This is a genomic window from Catenulispora rubra (assembly GCF_015356825.1).
GTDB classification, from domain to species: Bacteria; Actinomycetota; Actinomycetes; order Streptomycetales; family Catenulisporaceae; genus Catenulispora; species Catenulispora rubra.
In genome coordinates, this window is sequence record NZ_JAACYW010000198.1 from 1 (window position 1) to 21846 (window position 21846).

Genomic DNA, 21846 nt, shown 5'->3' on the forward strand with positions numbered 1-21846 from the left:
CCCGTGCGAAGCAGACCCCCGAGACCACCCCGCCAACACCGAGTTGGCCGCGACTACCACGACCACCACCGCCAGCAGGAACCACCACCCGGCGGCCCGGCCGCGCAAACCGAGGCGCGCAGCGCGCATCAAGCCCTCCCTCCTGGTAGAAGATCGAGTGGTGAGAACGGGACGGCGGCCCGAAAACCCCACAGCCGCCGCCCCGCAGCACCACCAGGCTCAGTTCGTGAGCCGGTTGGTCCCGTAGTGCAGGATCATGTTCTGGTTCGCGCTCAGGTCCAGGTCCGCCGTGAACCGCAGCGAGTCCCGGATCTGGTTGTTCGAGATCGCCGTACTGGGCGCTCCGCCCCAGGTGTACGTGAACGTCTGCCCCGGCGCGACCTGCCGCTGGTTCAGCGGCACGTCGTGGAACCCCAGCCGCGCGATGTAGAACGACGTCCCGTCCCCGCGCGGCACCTCCAGGTAGTCCTGCTGCGGATGCCCGTACGCCACCGACGCCGAGTACGCGTGGTTGTCAGAGCTCGAAGGCGCGCGCCAGATCAGCACCGCGCAGTCCGTGGCCAGCGTCTCGGACGAGGTGTTGGTGAACGTGAACGTCCAGTTCCCGTACCACTGGTTACCGCTGAACGCCACCGCCTCCGACAGACCGACGTTGCTGGCGAACTGCGTGGTCAGCGGCTCGCTCAGGATCGGGTTGGCGCCGCTGACCGGGTGGTTCACGCCGTTGGAGCAGCGCTCCAGCGGCGAGCTGTACACCGACGGCGCGCCGCTGGGCACCGCCTGGCTGTAGGTCGCGGGCCCGGCGGAGACCGCGGAGGTCGCGCTGCTGTCGGCGGCGGCGCTGCCGCCGGTCCCCAGGGCGGCGATCCCGGCCGCGACCGCGGCGGTGGCCAAGCCGGCGGCCAGGCCCCGTTTGGTGGAGATGCGTTGCATGCGGGGGGTCCTTTCATCAGGACGGTCCCGGCGGGCATGCCGGGAACCGGGGTGGTGCCGTGGCATGGCGCGGTGCCCCGAACGGAGCGAGCGAGGCAGAGCGCTGACAACCGCCCCCACGTCCCACGCCGGCGTCGCCGCAGCCCGCACGTCACGTGAAAGGCGATGTGGTGAAGATCCGCATATACGGGATTTGTGATGCGGATAACCCTTCGTCATGGATGGTCTACTGCCGTGCGCGGACCGCGTCAAGGGTTTCCGGGACCTTGGTCTAGTCCATTAGGTCTAGACCCATGTCAGCCTGATGAATAAACGGGCACGCCAAGGGCCCTGCAAGGGCGGCGCGCAACCCGGGAGCGTCTGCCGGTGTGTCCACCACGCCGCCGATCCCGCCGCCGTGGTGCGATAGTCCGATGGAGTTGCGGGAGTTGCAGGGCTTCGTGGCGGTCGTCGAAGCCGGGAGCCTGTCGGCGGCGGCACGGCGGCTGCACGTCAGCCAGCCGGCCCTGTCCCAGACGATCGCGGGACTGGAACGCGGACTGCGCGTCCGGCTGCTGGAGCGCAGCAGTACCGGCGTGAAGGTCACCGAGGCCGGCGGCGTCCTGCTCGGCGAGGCGCGCGCCGTGCTGGCCCGCTACGAGCAGGCGCAGCGCGTCATGGCCGGCTTCATCGCCGGCGACAGCGGCGGCGTCCTGCGCCTGGGGATCCCGCTGGAGTTCCCCTCGACGGTGCTCGCGCCGGCGTTGGCCGAGCTCGCCGAATCGTGTCCGAACACCCGCGTGCAGGCGCGGCACCTGTCCACCGCCGAGCAGATCACCGCGCTGCGGGCCGGGGAGTTGGACGTCGGCCTGCTGCGCGAACGCCCGGCCGGCGACGACTTCGACGCGATGCCGGTGACGCGCGAACGGCTCGGCGTGCTGCTGGCGGCGGGGCAGGCGGCGGAACTGGCCGACGCCGACGGCGTGCCGCTGGACGCGCTGGCCGACCTGGAGTGGCTGGCCTTCCCGCGCACCGACAGCCCGGCCTGGTACGACGAGGTCACCGCGATCCTGCGCAGCCACGGCCTGACCCTCGGCTCCGACGCCCCGCCGAACCAGCGCCTCATCGCCGAGGTCAAGCTGGCGGCGGTGACGGCCGGCAAGGCTTTCGCGCTGGCCCCGGCCGACTGGTCGCAGCCGCTGCCCGACGGGGTGGTGTGGCAGCCGCTGGCGGGCCATCCGCTGGTGCGCCGCACCTGGGCGGTCTGGCCCGCCGACTCCCGGCGCCGCGACCTGGGGTTGCTGATCGCCGCGTTCGAGCGTGACTGATCAGCTATCACCCAGACTTACTCAGAGCACTGGCGAATCTCTATCAGTGCTCTGTCAGACCGCGGTCCGACCACCATCCACCGGCAGCACCACGCCCTGCACGAAGCTGGCGCCGTCCCCAGCCAGGTAAACCACCGCCGCCGCGATCTCCTCCGGCGCCGCCGGACGCCCCAGAGGCGCCTCGGCGGCGAGCCCGTCCAGCGCGTCGCCCATCGGGGCGGTCCCCTCGGTGCGCGTCGGCCCGACACCCACCGCGTTGACCCGCACGCCGCTCGGCCCGTACTCGGCGGCCCACGCCTTCGTCAGCAGGTTCACCGCCGCCAGGCTCGACCCGTACAGCGCCATGCCCGCCTTGCCGTAGGCCGCGACCTGCGTGCTGATGTTGACGATCGCGCCCTTGCCGCGTGCGGCCATCGCCGGCGCCAGCTCCGCCACGAGGAAGAACTTCGCCTTCACGTTCAGCGCGTACAGCTCGTCGAACTGCTCCTCGGTCATCTCCGCGGTCGGCCCGAACGGGAAGATGCCGGCGTTGTTCACCAGGATGTCCACCCGCCCGCCGCCGGCCTCGACGGCCTCGCGCGCCAGGCGTCGAACCGCCGCCGCGTCACTGAGATCCGCGGAAATGAAATCCGCCTTTCCGCCGCGTTCCCTAATGCCGTTCACGACACTGTCGCCGCGCTTCCGGTCCCGTCCGGCGACGAGAACGTGCGCCCCCTGCTCGGCCAGCGCCTTCGCGACGGCAGCCCCGATCCCGCTGGTCGCGCCGGTGACCAGGGCCACGTTCCCGTCCAGGGAGTATGCAGTCATGAGAATTGCCTTTCATGGAAATCCGATGGTGACGCTTCATCGAACCCCACGCGTCATCGCACACTTCCAAAGCGGCCACAGGCATTCCTTATAGCCGATATCGGCGCTGATTCTGGCTGGCGGCAGGCTCCCGCGATCTGATAGGAGTCACTGTGACTACTGCTACCCACTCTTCCGGCACCTGGCAGCTCGGCGACCGCACCGTCTACCGCCTCGGCTTCGGCGCCATGCGCCTGACCGGCACCGGCGCCTTCCACAACGGCACGCCCCGTGACCGCGCGAGCTCCATCGCCGTCGTCCGCCGCGCCGTCGAACTCGGCGTCAACCACATCGACACCGCCGCGTTCTACTTCTCCGCCCTCCGCTCGGCCAACGAGATCGTCAACTCCGCGCTCGCCGCCTTCCCCGCCGACGAGGTCCTGGTCGCCACCAAGGTCGGCCCGCGCCGCGACCGCGCCGGCGGCTGGGAGGGCGCGGCGCGCCCCGAGGACCTGCGCGGCGACGTCGAGCAGAACCTGCGCGAACTCGGCCGCGACCACCTGGACCTGGTCTACCTGCGCAACATGCGCTGGGACTCGCTCGCCGACCACTTCAGCGCCCTGGCCGAACTGCGTGAGGAAGGCCTGATCCGCAACCTCGGCGTGTCCTCGGTCTCGGCCGCGCAACTGCACGAGGCACGCGCCATCGCCCCGGTCGTCGCGGTGCAGAACAAGTTCGGCCTCGACGACACCGACTCGGTCGAGGTCATGCGCGCCTGCGGCGAACTGGGCATCGCCTTCGTACCCTTCTTCGCCATCGCCGGCGCACGCCCCGGAGCCGAAGCCGCCGCCACCGCTACGGCTGCCGAGGCCGACGAAGACCGCGCCGCGAAGGTGGCCGAGGCCCACGGCGTGAGCCCGCAGCAGATCCGCCTGGCCTGGACCCTGGCTCAGGGCCCGCACGTTCTCGCGATCCCCGGCACCGGCGACATCGCACATCTGGAGGCGAACATCGCTGCCGGCGCGATCCGGCTGACGCACGAAGACCTGGCATTGCTCGGCTAACCGACCAACGCCTGGAACGAATCCAGCACCCGCTCCAGCCCGAACTCGTATGCGTGGTCGGGGTCGTACGCCGCGCCGTCGCGACCACCGCCTCCACGCTCAGCGCACGGCGGGGTCCGCGGCGCGGTCCGGCGGTCGCGGCGGGGTCCTCGCCGGTCCGCCAGAGCAGCCGCAAGGTGTGGGCCGGGAGAACCATGCGCATCACCGCCAGCGCCATATCCCTGAACGTCGACGACGTCCCCGTGTCCAGCACCTTCCTCACCGACCACTTCGGCTTCCGCGAGGAGATGGCCGCCGACGGCTTCGCCTCCCTGACCCGCGACGACTCCGGAATGCACGTCGTCTTCCTGCGCCGCGGCCTGCAGACCCTGCCGGCCGACCAGCGCGACGACCACGCCGGCGGCCTGATCCTCGCCTTCACCGTCGAGGACCTGGAACGCCGCAGCCAACTGACAAGACCTCCTGCGGAGGGGAAACACGGCTGGGACGGGAGCATCGGCTCCCGTCCCAGCCGGTGAGCGGTTCACGCCCGCCCCCACACCAACCTCAGCCCTCCGCCGCCACAGCCTGCTTGATCAGATCCGCCACCGCCGCCGGCCGCGACACGTACACCGAGTGACTGCTCCCCGGCACCTCGACCGTGGTCGCGCCGATCCGCTCGGCCATCGCGCGCTGCGCCGGCGGCGGGATCATCCGGTCGTCGCCGGCCACCAGGTACCACGCCGGCTTCGTGCGCCACGCCGGCTGCGACACCGCGCCGTTCAGCGCGTCCAGGCCCCACGGCACCTGCGAGTCGGCCATGAACTGCGCCTGCGGCCGCGGCAGGTCCCCGGCGAAGGAGTCCGCGAACTTCTCGCGGTCCAGGAACAGGAACCCGTCCTGCGGCGGCAGGATCGGCGGCACCGGCGCGCCGGGCGGCGGGTCGGCGATCAGCGTGCCGACCGACTCGCCCTTGTCCGGGGCGAAGGCCGTGATGTAGCACAGCGCCCGCACCTTCGGGTGGCTGCCGGCCTCGGTGATCACGGCGCCGCCGTAGGAGTGGCCCACCAGCGTCACCGGCCCGGGCATGCCCTCGATCACCCGGTGCGTGGTCGCCACGTCGTCCTCCAGCGACACCGTGGCGTTCTGCACCACGCCGACGCTGTACCCGTCCGCCGTCAGCACGTCGTACACGCCCTGCCAGCCCGAGCCGTCCACGAAGCCGCCGTGCACCAGCACGACACTCCCGCGTCCCGCACCCTCGTTCATCGTTCCTCCACTGGTCCGCCGAGCCGGAACCGGCCCTGACCAGGACAGTAGGAAACCGGCCGAGCCGCTCGCTCCCGTCATGTGACGTACTTTCGCACGCCGGACTTCCTGGTGATCGAATCCAGGACCGGGTTCACTGAAGTCGTGACCGGTGATCAGCAACCCCTGGTGGGCCGCGAGACCGATCTGGCACGGCTCGGCGAGTTCGCAGCCGCCGTCCCGGACAGCGACGCGTCGATGCTCCTGGTCGGGGAACCCGGAGTCGGCAAGACCGCGCTGCTCGCCGCCGTCACCGGCGTGGCCGAGGCCCGCCGCATCAGGGTCCTGTCGACCGTCGGCGTCCAGTACCGGGCCCAGGTCGGCTACAGCGCCGTGCAGCGCCTGCTGACCTCGCAACCCGAAGGCCGCGCCGCCGTCACCGCCAACCCGGTCCTGGCCGTCGCCCTGGGCCTGCGCCGCGGCACCACGCCGGGCCACGACGCCGTCACCGACGCCGTCGTCGCCCTGGTCGCGAAGCTGTCCGCCGAGGCGCCGACCCTGCTCGTCCTGGACGACGTGCAGTGGCTGGACCGCGCCGGCGCCGACGTCCTGGGCCAGCTGGCCCGCCGCCTGTCCGTCGGCTCGGGCCTGCTGTGCGCGGCGCGCCCCGGCGACGAAGGGTTCTTCGACTCCACCGGCCTGCCGGTCCACGAACTCGGTCCGCTCAGCGACGCCGCCGCCGAAGAGCTGCTCACCCAACGCTTCCCGGCCCTGGCCCCGCGCGTCCGCCGGCGCCTGATGGCCGACGCCGAGGGCAACCCGCTGGCGCTGCTGGAACTCCCCGCCGCCCTGACCGACTCCCAACGCGGCTCCTCCCAGGCCCTGCCCACCCGCCTGCCGCTGACCCAGCGCCTGGAATCCGCCTTCGCCTCCCGCATCAACAGCCTGCCCGCGGCCACCCGCCACCTGCTGCTCGTCGCAGCCCTCGAAGGCAGCGGCAACATGCAGGTCCTGCGCCGCGCCGTGGCCGGCCGGTGCAGCCTGAAACACCTCGCCCCGGCCGAGCGTGCCCGGCTGGTCCACGTCGACGACGTCACCGGCCGCCTGGCCTTCCGGCACTCGCTGATGCGCTCGGCCGTCGTGGAACTGTCCACGAGCGACCAACGCCGCGGCGTGCACCGCGCGCTCGCCGAAGCCTGGGCCGCCGTGCCCGAACAACGCGCCTGGCACCTCGCGCAGGCCGCGGTCGACCCCGACGAGCCGATCGCCGCGCTGCTGGAGGAGGTCGCCGACCTGGGATTCCGGCGCGGCGACGGGGTCAACGCGGTCGCCGCGCTGTTGCGCGCCGCCGACCTGACCCCGTCGGCGACCGAACGCGCACGGCGCCTGGCCAAAGCCGCGTACGTCGGCGCGCACCTCACCGGCGCCCTGCACGAGGTGCCGCGCCTGCTCGACACCGCGCACCAGGTCGCACCGGACGCCGACTCGCTGGCCGCGGCCGTGGCCACCGCGACCTACCTGATGAACAGCCACGGCGACATCGACACCGCCTACCGCCTGCTCACCGGCGCCATCGCGCTGCTGCCCGAGCCCTACGACGCGACCGACGTCACCCTGAGAGTGGCGCTGTCCACCCTGCTGATCGTCTGCGTCCACGGCGCACGCCCCGAAATGTGGGCCGGCTACGACGCCCTGCTGGCCAAGAGCGTCGACGTCCCGCCGAGCCTGGGGATGCTGCGCGCCACCTTCGCCGACCCGACGCGCGCGAAGCCCTCGGACTGGGCCCGGCTGGACGCCGCCATCGCCGAGATGTCCGGCAGCCCGGACCTGGCCCGCATCATCCGCATCGCCACGGCCGGCGCCTTCGCCGACCGCCTCGGCGCGATGGAGGAACCGCTGCGCCTGGCAGCCCGCGGCGGCCGCACCGGCGAGAACAACTTCCCGGCGATCCAGGCCTCGTTCCTGTGGGCCAGCCACGCTTTTCACACCGGCCAATGGTCCGAACTGCGCGAGATCGTGGGCAACGGACTGCGATTGTGCGAGGAGTTCGACTACCCGCTGCGCTCCTGGACCGGCAAGTGGGTCCTGGGGTGTGTGTTAGCACTCTGCGGCGACTACACCCTGGCCACCGCCTACGCCGACGAGATGGAGCGCTGGGCCGCACCGAGGCGCGCGCAAGCCGTCCGCCGGTACGCCTCGCATGTCAGAACCCTGACCGCGCTGTCGCAGAGCGAGTTCGAGAAGGCGTATCAGTATGCGAACGCGATCACCCCGGCCGGGACGTTCGCGCCGTTCGCCGGGCACGCGCTGTGGGCCGTCCTGGACCTGATCGAGGCCGCGGTGCGCACCGGCCGACGTGCCGAGGCGCTCGCGCACGTGGCAGCTGCCCGGGAGGCCGGCTTGCACATGGTGTCCCCGCGTCTGGCGATGGTCCTGATCGCCGGCGAGGCGATGGCCGCCGAGGACGACGAAGAGGCGGTCGCCGGGCTCCGCGCGGCCTCGGCCGTCGAGGGTGCCGAGCGCTGGCCCTTCGACCTGGCCCGGATCCAGCTCCACTGCGGCGAGCGGCTGCGGCGTGGCCGGGCCATGGTGCAGGCGCGCGACCAGCTCAGTGCCGCCGCGCAGACCTTCGGCCGGCTCGGCGCCAAGCCGTGGACCGAACGTGCCAACAAGGAGCTGCGGGCCGGCGGCCGGGCCGTGCACGTCGCGGTCGGCGAGGACGTGTCGCTGACCCCGCAGCAGTGGAAGATCGCCGGCCTGGCCGCCGCGGGGTTGACCAACAAGCAGATCGCTTCGCAGCTCTACCTGTCTCCGCGGACCGTCTCGACCCACCTCTACCAGCTGTTTCCCAAGCTGGGAGTGACTTCCCGGGCCGCGCTTCGCGACGCCTTGGAGCGTTTCGAAGGATTCGACCGGCCCTGAGACCTACGCCGTGCACACGCTGGTGTCCGGCCAGAGCTCACAGGCCCCGGATATGGCGAAAGCCGGGCGGTCGGGCCCGCCCGGCTTTCCCGTTCCGCCTCAGCGGATCAGACCTCCAGCCGTTCGCCGGTGCTGGCCGAGAACAGGTGCGTCTCGTGACCGTGCGGCTTGGCGTAAAGGGTGTCGCCCTTCATCGGGACGGCGCGGGCGTCGACGCGCAGGATCATGTCGACGTCCTTGTCCCCGACGTGCGCGCTGGTGTAGGCGAAGGCGTCGGCGCCCAGCTCCTCGACCAGGTGGACCGTCATCGCGATGGCGCCCTCGGGGTCGCCGACGAGGTCGAAGGACTCCGGTCGCACACCGAGCGTCAGGCTCGTGGCGCCGGAGGACGTGGCCACGCCGAGCGCGTCCCGCGAGACCGGGACCACCAGGCCGTCCAGCTGCACGCCGCCGTCGACGATCGGGACCTCGACGAGGTTCATCGCCGGGGAGCCGATGAAGCCGGCCACGAACACGTTCGCAGGCTTCTCATACATGCCGCGCGGAGTGTCGCACTGCTGGAGCAGACCGTCCTTGATGACGGCGACCCGGTCGCCCATGGTCATGGCCTCGACCTGGTCGTGGGTGACGTAGACGGTGGTGGTGCCCAGGCGGCGCTGGAGCGAGGCGATCTGGGTGCGGGTCTGGACACGCAGCTTGGCGTCCAGGTTGGACAGCGGCTCGTCCATGAGGAAGACCTTGGGCTCACGCACGATCGCGCGACCCATGGCGACACGCTGGCGCTGGCCGCCGGACAGGGCCTTGGGCTTGCGGCCCAGGTACTCGGTGAGCTCCAGCAGCTTCGCGGCGTCCTCCACGCGCTTGGCGATGGCGGCCTTGTCGACCTTCGCGATCTTCAGCGCGAAGCCCATGTTCTCCGCGACGGTCATGTGCGGATAGAGCGCGTAGTTCTGGAACACCATCGCGATGTCCCGGTCCTTCGGCGGAAGGTGCGTGACGTCACGATCGCCGATGAAGATGCCGCCGGAGGACACTTCCTCCAGGCCGGCGAGCATGCGCAGAGCCGTGGACTTACCGGAACCCGAGGGGCCGACCAGCACCAGGAACTCGCCGTCTGCGATGTCCAGGTTCAGCTTGTCGACCGCGGGCGAGTCCGCCCCGGGGTAGACGCAGGAAGCGTCCTGATAGACCACACCAGCCATCTTCGACCTTACCCTTCTGACCGGCAGGAACGTGCCGGACGATCCGAGTCCGAGGGTCGGCGCGGGCCGCGCTGGGAGGCGCGCGCCGTTGTCTGAATGACGGTACTCCGAGATTTCGCTCTGGGAAGACTCGGAACGGTGGAAATTGTGCTGCCACAGGTAGAAGCCGGTAAAGCGCTAGAGCTCCGGCTGATGGTCGGCTTCGGTTCCCAGCGGTTCACCGACGAGCCCTCGCACCCGCCGCCTGCGTTGTTCCGGCCGCCTGATGTTCTGAGGCGGGTCGCCGAGCATGCGGTGTCCGAGGTGGTTCGGCGGCGCGGTGTGCCTGGTCACACTCTTGGTCGAGATAGGCAGGTAGCCTGCTATTCTTGTCAGGAAACCTGCGCTTCTTCGACCACCGGGAGCATCCATGTCCGTCGCTGACAACCTCCGCGCAGGCCCGGCCGTTTCTGCCGCACCGGCCAGACCCGCCGTCCCCGCCAATCCCTACGGCCCTCGCTTCGTCGCGCCCCTCTATCTCGGCTCGGCGCTCAATCCGATCAACAGCTCGATCATCGCGACCGCCCTCGTCGCCCTGGCCGCGGCGCTGCACATCACCGTCGGCGCCACGGCGATCCTCATCTCCAGCCTCTACCTGACCAGCGCCCTGGCCCAGCCTGCGGCCGGACGCCTGGCCGAGGAGTTCGGGCCGCGCCGGGTGTTCCTGGCGGGCATCGGGCTGGTGCTGGTGGCGGGGGTCGTCGGGTCGCTGGCCACGTCGTTGCCGGGGCTGATCGCCGCGCGCGTGCTGATCGGCGCCGGGACCTCGGCCGGCTACCCGTCGGCGATGCTGCTCATCCGGCGCCGTGCGCACCAGGCGGGCCTGCAGGCGCCGCCGCATCGCGTGCTCGGCGGTCTGGCGGTGGCCGGTGCCGCGACGGTCGCCGTCGGTCCTGCGATCGGCGGGCTGCTGGTCGGCTGGCTCGGGTGGCGTACCGCGTTCTGGATCAACATCCCGTTCGCCGTGGTGGCCCTCGTGCTGACGCTGATCGGCATCGCCCCGGACGCCAAGACCGCCCCTGACGCCGGCAGCGACCCTGACCGTGCGGCACGCGCCGACCGCGCCGACAGCTCAGCCCGCGCCCTGGCCTCCCGCATCGACCTGCTGGGCATGCTCGGCTTCGGCGGCTCGCTCACCGCACTCGTCGTGTTCCTCAACACCCTGCCACGCCTGAACTGGCCGTCCCTCGCCATCGCCGCGATCCTGGCCGCGCTCCTCGTCGGCTGGGAACTGCGCGCTGCCCAACCGTTCCTCGACGTGCGCCTCCTGGCCTCCAACAGAGCCCTGACACGCACTTACATACGCAATGGCCTGACACTCCTCGGGACCTACGTCATCCTCTACGGCCTCACGCAATGGCTGGAGGCGGTACGCGGCCTGTCCGCCTACCAAGCGGGCTTGGCGTTGCTCCCCATGGGTGTCCTGTCAGCCGCCACCGCACGCATGACAGCCCGCCGCACCAAAGTCCGCATCCCGCTCCTGGCCAGTGCGGTCCTCCTGGTCGTCGGCGCGATAGCAATGCTCTTCATCAATACCGGCACCCCGATGCCCGCGGTCATCGCCGCGAGCGCCGTCTTCGGCCTCACCTCCGGCGCCGGCACGGTCGCCAACCAGACCGTGCTCTACCGCGAAGCCCCCGCCGCCACCGTCGGCACCGCCTCCGGCCTCCTGCGGACCTTCGGCTACCTGGGCTCCATCGCCTCAGCCGCCATCACCGGCGTCGCGTTCCACACCCGCGTCTCCGACCCGGGCCTGCACCACGTCGCGTGGATCCTGGTCCTGATCGCCGCGGTCGTCCTGGTCATGACGGTCCTGGACCGCCACCTGGCGCGCTCCGACCGCATGGAAGCGCCGTAGACCACGCCGCCTACCCCTACGCCTGCGCGTCCGCCAGCCGGTCCATGATCTCCGCCGCCCGATCCAGCACCCTGCGTTCCTCCGGGCCCAGCGTCGCCGAGATCGCCTTCGCCAGCCACGCCTCCCGGGTCGCCGAGCTGCGCTCGATCAGCGCGCGGGCCTCGGGGGTGGCGCTGACCAGCACCTTGCGGCCGTCGCTGGGGTCCTTGCCGTCGGTGATGAGGCCGCTGGCGCGCAGGCCGGCCAGGGTCTCGGCCATCGACTGGCGGCGGACGTGCTCGGCCAGCGCCAGCTCCGTCGCCGTGACCGGGCCCTGTTCGACGATGCGGTGCAGCACCGTCAGGTGCGACCAGGTGACCGGTACGTCCTCGACGACAGGGGCCTCGGAGCGCAGACGGGCCCGCAGGCGCGTCATGGCCCGCATCAGTCCGAGGGCGGTGCCCTCGGGCGGAGGCGGTTCGCTGTTCATCGGCCCAGCTTACGGCAGCCGGGTGCGGTCGCTCGCGTTGTCGGCACCGCTCACGGCACGGTCCCGCGCGCCGCTCACGGCACCACCGTCACCGGCCACTTCCCCGCCTTCACCAGCCGGATCGCGACCGACCCGACGATCCGGTGCCCGGCCTTCTGCGACGCCCCGATCACCACCGCGTCGGCCCTGAGCTTGACCGCGAAGTCGCACAGGCCGTGGTACGGATCGCCCTCGCCGGTGTAGAACTCCCAGCGCACGACGGTCCCCTCCGGCACCCGTTCGGCCGCCTCCTCCATCTGGCGGCGCAGATCCTCGGCGGTGGAGCGGCCGGCGGCGATCATCTCCGAGGCGGCCGACGGCGACACGCTGGCCGGGTACGGCTGGATGTAGACCAGGGCCAGCTTGGCGCCCTGGCGCCGGGCCAGCCCCGCGGCGTACGCGGCGGCGCGGACGGAGCTCTCGGAGCCGTCGATGCCCGCCATGATCACGAGTGGGCCGTCCGTACCCAGTTCGAACATTCTGCGGCTCCCGGGGTGTGGAGGGCGTGTGGGGACGTCGTGCGCTGCTCCCTACCGAGCATACGGATCGCACGCCATCCCTCTCACGCCGGAGCCTGCCCCGCCGGCGCCGCTCGAAGCGGTTGTCGAGCGGTTGTTGAAAAGGTTGTCGAAGCGACTATCGACCGCCGCCGCCCCGAATCCCGTCCAGCGCCATGTCGATGGCCTCCTTCACGAACCGGTCGTTCACCGGACCGTGCCCGTGCAACAGCCGGTGGTAGATCGGCCCGTAGATCAGATCGAGCGCGACCTCCATCCGTGTGCCCGCCGGAATCTCGCCGCGCTCCACAGCCCGCTGCAAAGCCGCCCGCGCCAACTCCCGTCGCGGCTCCACGAACCGCTGCCGGTACTCGACCGCGAACACCGGATCCGCCTGCGCCGCCGCGATCAGCTGCGCGATCACCGGGCCGTACGGCCGCGAAGCCACTAGGCGCGCCCACGGCCGGATCAGCGAAACCAGATCGCTGCGAAGCGAACCGGTGTCCCGCACCGTCGGCTGGACCGCGCTCCACTCGGTGAACAGCGCGTCCAGCGCCAGGCTCTCCTTGGTCGGCCACCACCGGTAGATGGTGGCCTTGCTGACGCCGGCGCGCTCGGCGACCGTGTCCATGCTCACCGCCGACAGGCCGCGCGTCAGCAACAGATCCGAGGCCGCCGCCAGGATCGCCTGATGCGCACGGTGGCTGCGCGGCCGTCCCCGCTGCGGGGCGTCGGACGCCGGATCCGCCCCCGAATCAGTGGTCGAACCCGCCTCCGAATCAGTGCTCGAACCAGCAGCGGCGTCTGCCGTGCCGGCCGAGCCCGCCGAACCGCCCGCCGCGCCCGCCGGATCCGCGGTCCCGTTCATCGCCCGCGCCTCAGACGTCGGCGTCGGCGTCGGCGTTGGCGTTGGCGTTGGCGCTCGCGCTGGCGTCAGTGTCGCCAGCGATCTCGGCCAGATCCGCCTCGGTCAGCGTCAGCCACACCGCGTCGATGATCGGATCCACCTGGTCCGGGCGCCGGAACCCGGTGATCGCCCCGCTCACCGCCGGGTTCAGCAGCGTCCACGCCACCGCGACGGCGCCGGCCGACATCCCGTGCCGCTCCCCGACCGCCCGCAGCCGGTCGGCCAGCGCGAGGTGCCGCGTCAGCTGCGGCTCGGTGAACCAGTCGTCGCTCTTGCGCCAGTCGTCGGCTGGCATCGCCTCGACCCGCTCCCGGGTCATCGCGCCGGTCAGCATCCCGGAGCCCATGGGGGAGTAGACGATGACGCCGATGTCGTCCTTCAGCGCCGCCGGCAGGATCTCCGCCTCCACCTCGCGCTCGATCAGCGAGTACTGCGGCTGCAGCGTCTCCACCGGCGCGATCGCCTGCGCGCGCCGGATCTGCTCGACGTCGAAGTTCGACACCCCGATGTGCCGGACGAGACCCTGCTCCTTCAGTTCGGCCATCGCGGCCCAGCCCTCCTCGACGTCGGCCTCGGGGTTCGGCCAGTGGATCTGGTACAGGTCGATGGCGTCGACGCCGAGCCGCCGCACGCTGGCCTCGGCCTCGCGCAGGATCGAGTCGCGCTTGAGGTTGTGCACGACGCGTCCGCTGCCGTCGTTCAGCAGCGAGCACTTGGTGAAGACGTACGGACGCCGCTCCAGGCCCTGCAGCGCGCGGCCGACCACGCTCTCGGAGTGCCCGAAGCCGTATGCGGCGGCGGTGTCGATCCAATTCACGCCGAGCTCCAGCGCCCGATGGATCGCGTCGATCGACGCCTGGTCCTGCTGCGGTCCCCAGCCGAACTCCCAGTCGCCGCCGCCGATGGCCCAGGCGCCGAAGCCGACGCGGGTGATCGGCAGGCCGGTGGCGCCGAGCGGGACGGTGGGCAGCTGTGTGGTTTCCATGATTCCTCCGAAGTCTCCCGAAGTGTCGGTCTCAGAGAAAACTGTACTCCTAGTTTCGTTAAGGGAACAATCACACCGACGTCGGCGTTACCACCAATAACGAAACCACCAGTTCAGTTTCATGAGCGACAGGAGCACCCCATGTCCACCCTGGCGATCCTCCACCCCACCACCGGCCGCCGCTTCGACAGCTCGTTCCTGCTCCAGCGGGTCCAGCCCGCGATGACCGGCCTGATCGACGGCTCCCTGTCCACCCTGGCCCCGGTCTTCGCCGTCGTGTTCGCCACGCACCAGCCGATCTACGCTTTCTTCGCGGGCCTGGCCACAGCCATCGGCGCCGGCGTGAGCATGGCCTTCTCCGAAGGCCTGTCCGACGACGGCGAAACCACCGGCCGCGGCAACCCCCTCGCCCGCGGCGCCATCACCGGCGCCGGCACCTTCCTCGGCGGCGTCCTGCACACCCTGCCGTTCCTGGTCCCGCAGTACAGCGCGGCCGTGATCGTCGCCCTGGCGACCATCGCCCTCGAACTCCTCACCCTGGCCTGGGCACGCTCCCGCTTCTTCGGCACCGGATTCCTGCGCTCCTTCGTCGCCATCGCCCTCGGCGGCGCGATCATCACCGCGGTGAGCGCGGGGCTCGGATCGCTCAGCTGAGGGTGGCCGGCCGCCGTTCGGGTGTCCGAGCCAGGCGAGCGTGGCCTGGTTCCCCTCACGCAACAGCAGCAGCTCCGATCTCACCCGGCGCGTTGGCCCGGACGAACTCCTCGAACTCCTCAGCCGTCACGAGCCAGTGCCGGAAGTCCAGCTGCATCGCGGCGAGCCGGTGCACGCCCAACTCCGCGTAGTCGGCTACCACGGCGGCGCTCAGCGTCTCCGTCGGCGTCACAGTGATCGTCAGCTCACTGAAATCCCGACCGGCCGCCTCCGCCGCGACGCGCAGGGAACTGACACACTCCGCAACGCGCGCACGATCCAGCGCGAAGCCGTACCATCCGGTCCCGAACCGCGCTGCGCGCCGGAAGGCCGCCTCCGACTCGCCGCCGACCACCACCGGGATTCGTTCCTGCACCGGTCGCGGGTGGGCGTCGACGCCGGCGAATGAGACGTGCCGTCCGTCCATCGCCGGTGCCTTGTCGTAGAGCAGCGTCTGGATCGCCTGCAGGAACTCGTCCGCCCGCGCGCCGCGTCCGCGCGGCGAGACGCCCAGCGCCGCCATCTCAGGCTCCAGATACCCGACGCCGACCCCGAGCTCGAATCGGCCCCCGCTGACCGCGTCGAGCGAGGCCGCCTCCTTCGCCAGCCGCACCGGGTTGTGCTGCGGCAGGATCACCACCCCGGTCCCCAGCCGCACCCTCCGCGTCCCGCCCGCCACCAGCGCGAGCGCGATCAGCGGATCGAGGATCGGATAGTCCGGGTCCAGCGGCGACGGCGCCTCCCGGGGGCTCGGCAGCACCACGTGCTCCGGCGCCCAGAGCGACTCGTACCCCAGCTCCTCGGCGAGGGCGCCGATCCGGCGCAGCCCCGCGGCCGTCGCGCAGGGCCCCATCCCGATCCCGAAAACTCCCACCACCGGCATCTCATCGATCACGTCCCGACGCTACGAGCGCACCGGACCCGCGACAAGCGAGCGTTCGGCATGAACCCCATGCCGAACGCTCATACGAGGGCGATTACGAGGGCGACTACGAGGGCGAGGGCGAACTCGACCGACTACAGCAGCCGCCACAAGTGGTCCGTGGTCCCGTTGTCAGTCCACTGCGTCACCTGCGCACTGTTCGCGGTGGAGGCCCCGGAGACGGCCATGACCAGCCCGCTGTGCACGTTCTGGATCTTCGACCACCCGCCGCCGGCGTCGATGATCCGCCACAGGTGGTCCGGCGTCCCGTTGTCCTGGTACTGCTGCACGAACGCGCCCGCCGTCGTGCTCTGGTTGTGCACCGCCAGCACCTTGCCGCTGTTCCGGTTGACGATCCGCACCGTCCCGTCCGGATTCGGGACGACCGCCCACAGATGGTCCGGCGTCCCGTTGTCCGTGTACTGCGTGACGTTCACGACGTCGGCCAACGACTGGTTCGTCACCGCCAGCACCTTGCCGGAGTTCTGGTTCTGCACCTTGTACCACCGCGTCCGGTCCGCCGTGACCGTCAACGCCGGCGCGAACATCGCCCCGACCACCGGCCGGTTCTGGAACCCCTGCTGCGCCGCCGAGCTCACGTCGTACCAGTCCGAGAACGGCACCCGGTTCCCGGTCCCGTTCGCGAACCCGTACACCCCCGCGATCAGCGTGTTCCGCACCGGCTGGTCCGCCAGGAACGCGGCCGTGAACAGCTCCCAGTCCGCCTTGGTGTAGTTGTGCCGCGGATCCAGGATCACGCCGTACGACCCGGCGTGGGACTGGTACCAGTTCGCCTCCTGGAGCTTCACCCCGGTCGGCACCAGGTTCAGGCCGAGCAGCTTGTCCGGGAACCCGTTGTACTTCAGGCTCCACGTCGTCGCCGAGCCGTAGGCCAGGTCCATGTACGGCCCCGACGGATCCTCGCCCTTGCTCACCCACTGGCTGATGAAGCTGCGCGCCGTGGAGTAGTACGAGGCCTGATCCGCCGCATGGGAAGCCCCGGCGATCGAGGAGACGATGCTCATCGCCCCGATCCCCACGATCCCCTTCAGCGCCAGGTTCACACTGTGAGCGATCCAGCCGGTGAAGTCGTCGGTCTGGTTCTGGTTCGCCGGGTCCAGCGCCGTGCCGACCAGATAATCAGCCCACTGCTTCAGGATCGTGTAGTGCTGCTGCGCGAACGCCGTCGCCTCGGCCGCCGGCAGCCGCTGCAACAGGGCTGCCGTCATGATCAGCATGTCGGCCGACTCCTCGACCGGCATGTCCTCCTCGCTGCCGTCGTTGTGGCCGGTCGCGTTCGGATAGCTGCTGCCCAGGTCGTGCACGGCGAACGTCTTCGGCCACAGGCCACTCTCGCTGTAGTCCAGGATCGGCTCCAGCAGCAGCTTCAGATACGACGGAGACAGGAACAAGAACCCCGGGAACCCCGGATACGTCACGTCGATCGTCGAGACGTTCCCGTCCGAGGAGATCTCCTTCAGGAACGCCCAAGGCGTCCCGTTGTGGTCCACCAACTCCGTCCCGCCGAACGCCTGCCGCGTCGCCAGCGCACACAACGCCGCGTACTGCGCGCCGACCGTTCCCCCGCCGACGGCCGCCGACGCGGTGTTCTCGATCTGCGCGTCCAAACTCTGCGCCGCAGCCAACGCCGCCGGATAGTCCGCCAGGAACCAGTCGACCATCGCCTCCCGACTGCTCCAGTACGTCGTCCACCACGGCGCCAGATCAGCACCCAGATACGACAGCCCCGGAGTCCGCACATGGCCGATCGCCGCCACGAACACCGCCGACGGACCGGCCGACGTCACCGTCCCCAGATTCCGGTTCAGCCCCGCCACCGGCCAGTTGTTGTTGATGGCCCGCGGCTGGTTCTGATCGAGGGTGTCAGCCAGCACGCCCTGCGACGCCGAAGCCGCCCGCACCACAGTGTCCTGACCCACCTGCCATGTCAGACCACTGGCACTCGATGCCGCGATCAGCGACGTGCCCCACGACGCCTGGTCGCCGTGCTCGCCGAGTACCGTCGGACTCTGCGGCGTGAAGCCCATGATGACGCTGCCCGCGCCGGTCTGCTCCTGGGCCCACGTGACCTGCTGCGTGACATCGCCGTGCGCCCACTCCGCCGACACGTCCAGATGGACGTCCACGCTGTGCGCCTGGCCGTCGGCGCTCGCCGCCTGCACCGTGACGTAGCTCAGCGGCACGCACTGCCGCTGCAGGTTGTTCGGGTCCACGGGGGAGAAGAACGTCACGGTCAGGTTCACCCCGGCCGCGGTGAACGTGAAGATCGACCGCGTTGCCGTCACCTGCACGGAGATCTGCGTCATCGAGTTGGGCACGACGCTGGAGGCCGGCGCGCCGGCGAACAGGTAGCCGGCACCGTCGATCCGCGCGATGCCGCAGATCGCCGTCACGTGGCCGTTCCAGAACGTCGGCCAGGTCCCGACCAGGCTGTCCCCGGGCAGCCACGTGCTCAGATACGGCGAACGCACGGCCAGCGGCGTGGCCGGCGCGCGCAGCGGGGTGAACGATATGGACGGCGATACCCGGGCGGCCGCACCCGCGGCGGCGAACGATCGAGAAGGCGAGTCAGAGGACGAAGTCGCGGCGGAAGCGCTCGACGCGCTGCCGGCGGCACCGAACCCGCCGCCCACGGCGAGCGCCGCCAGGCCGGTGTTCCGCAGCAGGCCTCGGCGGCCGACGAGCGGGTTGCCGGGGGTGGAAGTGGAGTCTGGGCTGGACACTGTGCTGTCCCTTCGCGATGCGGGCTTCGGTGGTTCGGGTCCGGAATGAACGCTGGCGTAGGTCATCGCCTGGTTGGCGTCCGGATGGACGAGGGCGTCGATGGTGCCTTTCGGGTTCGGCGTGCCGTACTTGGCCGACAGGTCCTGGCTGGTCCAGGTCGCACCGAGCTGGCTGAAGTAGCTCTCCTCCAAGTCACCGTTGCTGGCCTTGACGGTGTAAATGCTCGTATATCCACCATGGTAGAGCGCGATCGGCGCGGTACCGGTGCTCGCGGCCGGCGTGCCGGATTGCGGAACGCGGGTCGTCGACCGGCGGCCACATTCGGGCCCTGCCATGGAGCACACTTGTTCAGTGCCGCCGACGGCTTCCCGGGCGAGGTCCCACCACCCACCCGACGACGGCCGGCTGCCGCCGCCTCACCACACCCGGTCGCCCGGGTGGTTCAGAGGTCGGCCGGGGTCCTGCCTACACAGTGATTCCTTGGATGTGCGGGGTGACAGGGGCCGGATGGTTCACCATGTGGCCGGGAAGAACTGGAAGGAAGACGAAGATGGACGGACCGTCCGGAACCGGGCCGGGGGAAGACGTCCTGGCCGCCGTCTACGCCTGGGTGGTCGCCGAGCGGCGGCCGGCCGACGGGGACGTGCCGCGCATGGCCGCCGACCTCGGCCACGGCGAGGCGGAGTGCCGGCGGGCGGTCGCGATCCTGGAGGAGCGCCACGTCCTGATCCGGGACGGTGACACGGTCGCCGCGGCCAGTCCCGACGTGGCGATCGCGGCGCTGGTCGGCCCGCGCGAGAGCGCGCACCGGCAGGCCGAGAGCGAGTTGCTCGCCGAACGCGACCGCACCGACCGGCTGCGGGCCCGGCTGGCGGCGCTGGCCCCGGTCTACTCCACGCTCGTCCGCGAGGGCGCCTCGCCCGGTGTGGACGTCATCGAGGACATGCATGCTGTCAGGGCCCTGATCAGCGACCTCACCGCGACCTGCGAGAGCGAGATCATGGCCTGCCAGCCCGGCGGCGGCCGGCCCCCGCGCGCCCTGGAGGACGCGCTGCCCCGGGACCTGGCGCTGCTGCGGCGCGGGATCGTGCTGCGCAGCCTGTATCAGCACACTGCGCGCTTCCACGTCCCGACCCAGGACTACGCCGAAGCCGTCCTCGCCGAGGGCTCCCAGATCCGCACCGTCGCCGAGATCCCCGGCCAGATGATCATCGTGGACCAGCGGACCGCCTTCCTGCCGCACGTGCACCACGAGTTCGGCGCGATCGTCGTGCGCGAGCCCTCGATCCTGGCCTACCTGTGCGCGGCGTTCGAGCAGTCCTGGAACCTGGGCACGCCGTTCCAGACCGGACCGTCGGCCGCGCGCATGGCCGTCACCGAGATCAAGTCCTCGATCCTGACGCTGATGGCCAACGGCCTCAAGGACGACGTCATCGCCAAGCGCATGGGCCTGTCCGTGCGCGCCTGCCGCGGCCACATCGCCGAGCTGATGGACACCTTCGGGGCACGCAGCCGGTTCCAGGCCGGAGTGATCGCCGCCGGGCTGGGGTTGCTGGACGCGAAAGGGGTGGGCGGGGCCCCCGAGACCGGCGCCGAGCTGTGATCGCCGTGTTCAGGCGGGACCAGCCGTGACCGGCCGCGCACTGATCGCGCACCGATCGCGCGCTGATCACACGCTGATCACACGTCGGCCGCGCACCGATCAGCCGCCGGTACGGTGATCTCATGCGTATCTGTGTCTTCCTCTCCGCCGCCGACCTCGACGAGCGCTACACTGGCCCGGCCCGCGACTTCGCCGAGCGCCTCGGCAAGGGCGGCCACACCCTGGTCTGGGGCGGCTCGGACGTCGGCCTGATGAAGGTCCTCGCCGACGGCGTCCGCGCCAGCGGCGGCCGGCTGGTCGGGGTGTCGGTCGGGTTCCTGTCGGCCTCGGTGCGCGCCGACGCCGACGAGATGGTGGTCGCCGACGATCTCGCCGAGCGCAAGAAGCTGCTGCTGGAGAAGGCCGACGCGGTCGTGGTGATGGTCGGCGGCACCGGGACGCTGGACGAGGCCACCGAGATCCTGGAGCTGAAGAAGCACGGCCGCACCGACAAGCCCATCGTGCTGCTCAACACCGCCGGTTTCTACGACGGCCTCAAGCAGCAGTTCCGCCGCATGGAGGACGAGGGCTTCCTGCCGCTGCCGCTCGCCGATCTCGTGCACTTCTCCGACGAGCCGGCCGAGGCGCTGGCGTATCTGGACTCTGCGACACCGGCATAATGCCCCGGCGGCATTCCCGAAAGAGTGAGAACGCGTCGCCTTTCGCGGATATGTCGCCGATGCTTTCTTCCCCTGGATTTTCGCCACTTTCGCCAGGTGCTCCGCCGCTGGTCATGGCCATGGCGCATTGCTACGTTGCGCCTCGATGACCCCTTTGGCGAGCCCTGTCTCGATATTGTGCGCACTCCTCGGCACCCTGCCGGTGTCGGCCTTGTTCTCCGACGCGGACTGCCATCCTCCGCGCCTGGAGATGTCGGTCACGGTGAACGGACGCCCCGCGTCCCCTGATCCGCTGATCAGAAGCGGGGGCGAGGTACGCGTCGTCTACCGCGTGACCAACGACAACGACCGGGACATGGAGGACGTCCACCTGGCCGCCGCGCTCGGCGAGGCGATCGTCTGTCCCTCGGGCGGTGCCGACGTCCCGGAACTGGAAGAACACGACAGCGTCGTCTGCACGGCCACCTTCAGCGCGGCCGCCGGTAGCCACGACGGGACGGTCACCGCGACCGGGAACGCCGGGCACTGGTGGCCGTTCGATGACAGCGACTGGGACCGGTCGGTGTCGACGTCCGCGCCGGTGGGCTACCGCGGCATCAGCAGCCTGATCACGGCGACCGACTCGGTCACGGTGACGCCGACTGCGACCGGCGGTCGGGCGACCTTCGCCTACACCGTCACCAACACCGGCAACGTACCGGTCTACGACTTCTCGCTGTCCGATCCGCTGGTCCCGGCAGGCGGGATCACCTGCACCGGAACCTCGTCAGGACTCGCTCCCGGCGCGGTCGCTCACTGCGGTGCCGTGGTGGATCTGGCTCCCGGCCCGCATCGCAGCACTCTGTCGGTCTCCGCGAGCGACCGCACCTCGACCGCCGGAGGCGACGCGGCCGAAGAACTGGCTGCCGCCGAACTCGAAGTCCCAGTCCAGCTCGACCGCGTTCTCCGCGACGTGGGCGAGACGGCGGGTCCGGCGCGCCGATCAAGGT

Annotated in this window: 18 protein-coding genes and 1 pseudogene; 9 read left to right on the plus strand and 10 right to left on the minus strand. The window is 70.8% G+C overall.

The genetic code is table 11. The annotated features are described in order from the left end of the window. Nucleotides 1–219: 219 nt before the first annotated feature. Nucleotides 220–933: a hypothetical protein gene (locus GWK61_RS37370; protein WP_194916432.1), complete on the minus strand. Its 714-nt coding sequence runs from the start codon at nt 931–933 to the stop codon at nt 220–222. Nucleotides 934–1346: 413 nt separating this feature from the next. Between GWK61_RS37370 and GWK61_RS37375 the strand changes: the two genes are divergently transcribed. Continuing rightward, nucleotides 1347–2240, plus strand: coding sequence for a LysR family transcriptional regulator (locus GWK61_RS37375; RefSeq protein WP_194916433.1), 894 nt, complete (start codon nt 1347–1349; stop codon nt 2238–2240). A 54-nt stretch (nt 2241–2294) separates the two neighbouring features. Here GWK61_RS37375 and GWK61_RS37380 read toward each other — a convergent pair whose 3' ends face one another. Continuing rightward, nucleotides 2295–3047 carry an SDR family NAD(P)-dependent oxidoreductase gene (locus tag GWK61_RS37380; RefSeq protein ID WP_194916434.1) on the minus strand — a complete coding sequence of 251 codons (753 nt, stop codon included), beginning with the start codon at nt 3045–3047 and terminating at the stop codon, nt 2295–2297. 152 nt (nt 3048–3199) lie between these two features. Between GWK61_RS37380 and GWK61_RS37385 the strand changes: the two genes are divergently transcribed. Both GWK61_RS37385 and GWK61_RS61035 read left to right on the plus strand, forming a co-directional pair. Continuing rightward, nucleotides 3200–4090, plus strand: a complete 891-nt coding sequence (locus tag GWK61_RS37385; protein WP_323747928.1) for an aldo/keto reductase — start codon at nt 3200–3202, stop codon at nt 4088–4090. Nucleotides 4091–4284: 194 nt separating this feature from the next. Beyond that, a pseudogene (locus tag GWK61_RS61035) lies at nt 4285–4563 on the plus strand (VOC family protein); the annotation flags it as partial. A gap of 73 nt (nt 4564–4636) precedes the next feature. On the opposite strand, the gene GWK61_RS37395 reads toward GWK61_RS61035, so the two are convergent. Continuing rightward, nucleotides 4637–5338, minus strand: coding sequence for an alpha/beta fold hydrolase (locus GWK61_RS37395; protein ID WP_194916435.1), 702 nt, complete (start codon nt 5336–5338; stop codon nt 4637–4639). Nucleotides 5339–5482: 144 nt separating this feature from the next. On the opposite strand from GWK61_RS37395, the gene GWK61_RS37400 reads away from it, so the two are divergent. After that, nucleotides 5483–8239: an AAA family ATPase gene (locus tag GWK61_RS37400; RefSeq protein WP_194916436.1), complete on the plus strand. Its 2757-nt coding sequence runs from the start codon at nt 5483–5485 to the stop codon at nt 8237–8239. Between the two features lie 107 nt (nt 8240–8346). Here GWK61_RS37400 and GWK61_RS37405 read toward each other — a convergent pair whose 3' ends face one another. Further along, the gene (locus tag GWK61_RS37405; RefSeq protein ID WP_194916437.1) at nt 8347–9441 is read right to left on the minus strand and encodes an ABC transporter ATP-binding protein; all 1095 of its coding nucleotides are present in this window, start codon (nt 9439–9441) and stop codon (nt 8347–8349) included. Between the two features lie 409 nt (nt 9442–9850). Between GWK61_RS37405 and GWK61_RS37410 the strand changes: the two genes are divergently transcribed. After that, nucleotides 9851–11338, plus strand: a complete 1488-nt coding sequence (locus GWK61_RS37410; RefSeq protein WP_194916438.1) for an MFS transporter — start codon at nt 9851–9853, stop codon at nt 11336–11338. A gap of 16 nt (nt 11339–11354) precedes the next feature. Here GWK61_RS37410 and GWK61_RS37415 read toward each other — a convergent pair whose 3' ends face one another. The 4 genes from GWK61_RS37415 to GWK61_RS37430 all read right to left on the minus strand — a co-directional run bounded on the left by GWK61_RS37415 (nt 11355) and on the right by GWK61_RS37430 (nt 14235). Beyond that, nucleotides 11355–11807, minus strand: coding sequence for a MarR family winged helix-turn-helix transcriptional regulator (locus GWK61_RS37415; RefSeq protein WP_194916439.1), 453 nt, complete (start codon nt 11805–11807; stop codon nt 11355–11357). Between the two features lie 74 nt (nt 11808–11881). Continuing rightward, nucleotides 11882–12325, minus strand: a complete 444-nt coding sequence (locus tag GWK61_RS37420; protein WP_194916440.1) for a universal stress protein — start codon at nt 12323–12325, stop codon at nt 11882–11884. 157 nt (nt 12326–12482) lie between these two features. Next, nucleotides 12483–13211, minus strand: a complete 729-nt coding sequence (locus tag GWK61_RS37425) for a TetR/AcrR family transcriptional regulator (protein ID WP_194916441.1) — start codon at nt 13209–13211, stop codon at nt 12483–12485. A gap of 10 nt (nt 13212–13221) precedes the next feature. Further along, a complete protein-coding gene (locus GWK61_RS37430) occupies nt 13222–14235 on the minus strand; it encodes an aldo/keto reductase (protein ID WP_228563577.1) in 1014 nt (337 codons plus the stop codon). A gap of 141 nt (nt 14236–14376) precedes the next feature. Between GWK61_RS37430 and GWK61_RS37435 the strand changes: the two genes are divergently transcribed. Next, nucleotides 14377–14889, plus strand: a complete 513-nt coding sequence (locus tag GWK61_RS37435; protein ID WP_194916442.1) for a VIT1/CCC1 transporter family protein — start codon at nt 14377–14379, stop codon at nt 14887–14889. 55 nt (nt 14890–14944) lie between these two features. Here GWK61_RS37435 and GWK61_RS37440 read toward each other — a convergent pair whose 3' ends face one another. Further along, nucleotides 14945–15823 (minus strand): LLM class F420-dependent oxidoreductase, encoded by an 879-nt coding sequence (locus tag GWK61_RS37440; RefSeq protein ID WP_194916443.1) that lies wholly within the window; start codon nt 15821–15823, stop codon nt 14945–14947. 122 nt (nt 15824–15945) lie between these two features. Next, complete coding sequence (locus tag GWK61_RS37445; RefSeq protein ID WP_228563578.1) at nt 15946–18930, minus strand: glutaminase domain-containing protein; 2985 nt, start codon at nt 18928–18930, stop codon at nt 15946–15948. 215 nt (nt 18931–19145) lie between these two features. Between GWK61_RS37445 and GWK61_RS37450 the strand changes: the two genes are divergently transcribed. The 3 genes from GWK61_RS37450 to GWK61_RS37460 form a co-directional block, all read left to right on the plus strand. Continuing rightward, on the plus strand, nt 19146–20198 hold the full coding sequence (locus tag GWK61_RS37450) for a helix-turn-helix transcriptional regulator (protein ID WP_194916444.1): 1053 nt from the start codon (nt 19146–19148) through the stop codon (nt 20196–20198). A 122-nt stretch (nt 20199–20320) separates the two neighbouring features. Beyond that, nucleotides 20321–20857: an LOG family protein gene (locus GWK61_RS37455; RefSeq protein ID WP_194916445.1), complete on the plus strand. Its 537-nt coding sequence runs from the start codon at nt 20321–20323 to the stop codon at nt 20855–20857. 145 nt (nt 20858–21002) lie between these two features. Then, on the plus strand, nt 21003–21846 hold an 844-nt coding region (locus tag GWK61_RS37460), incomplete at its 3' end, for a CLIPPER-2 domain-containing protein (RefSeq protein ID WP_194916446.1).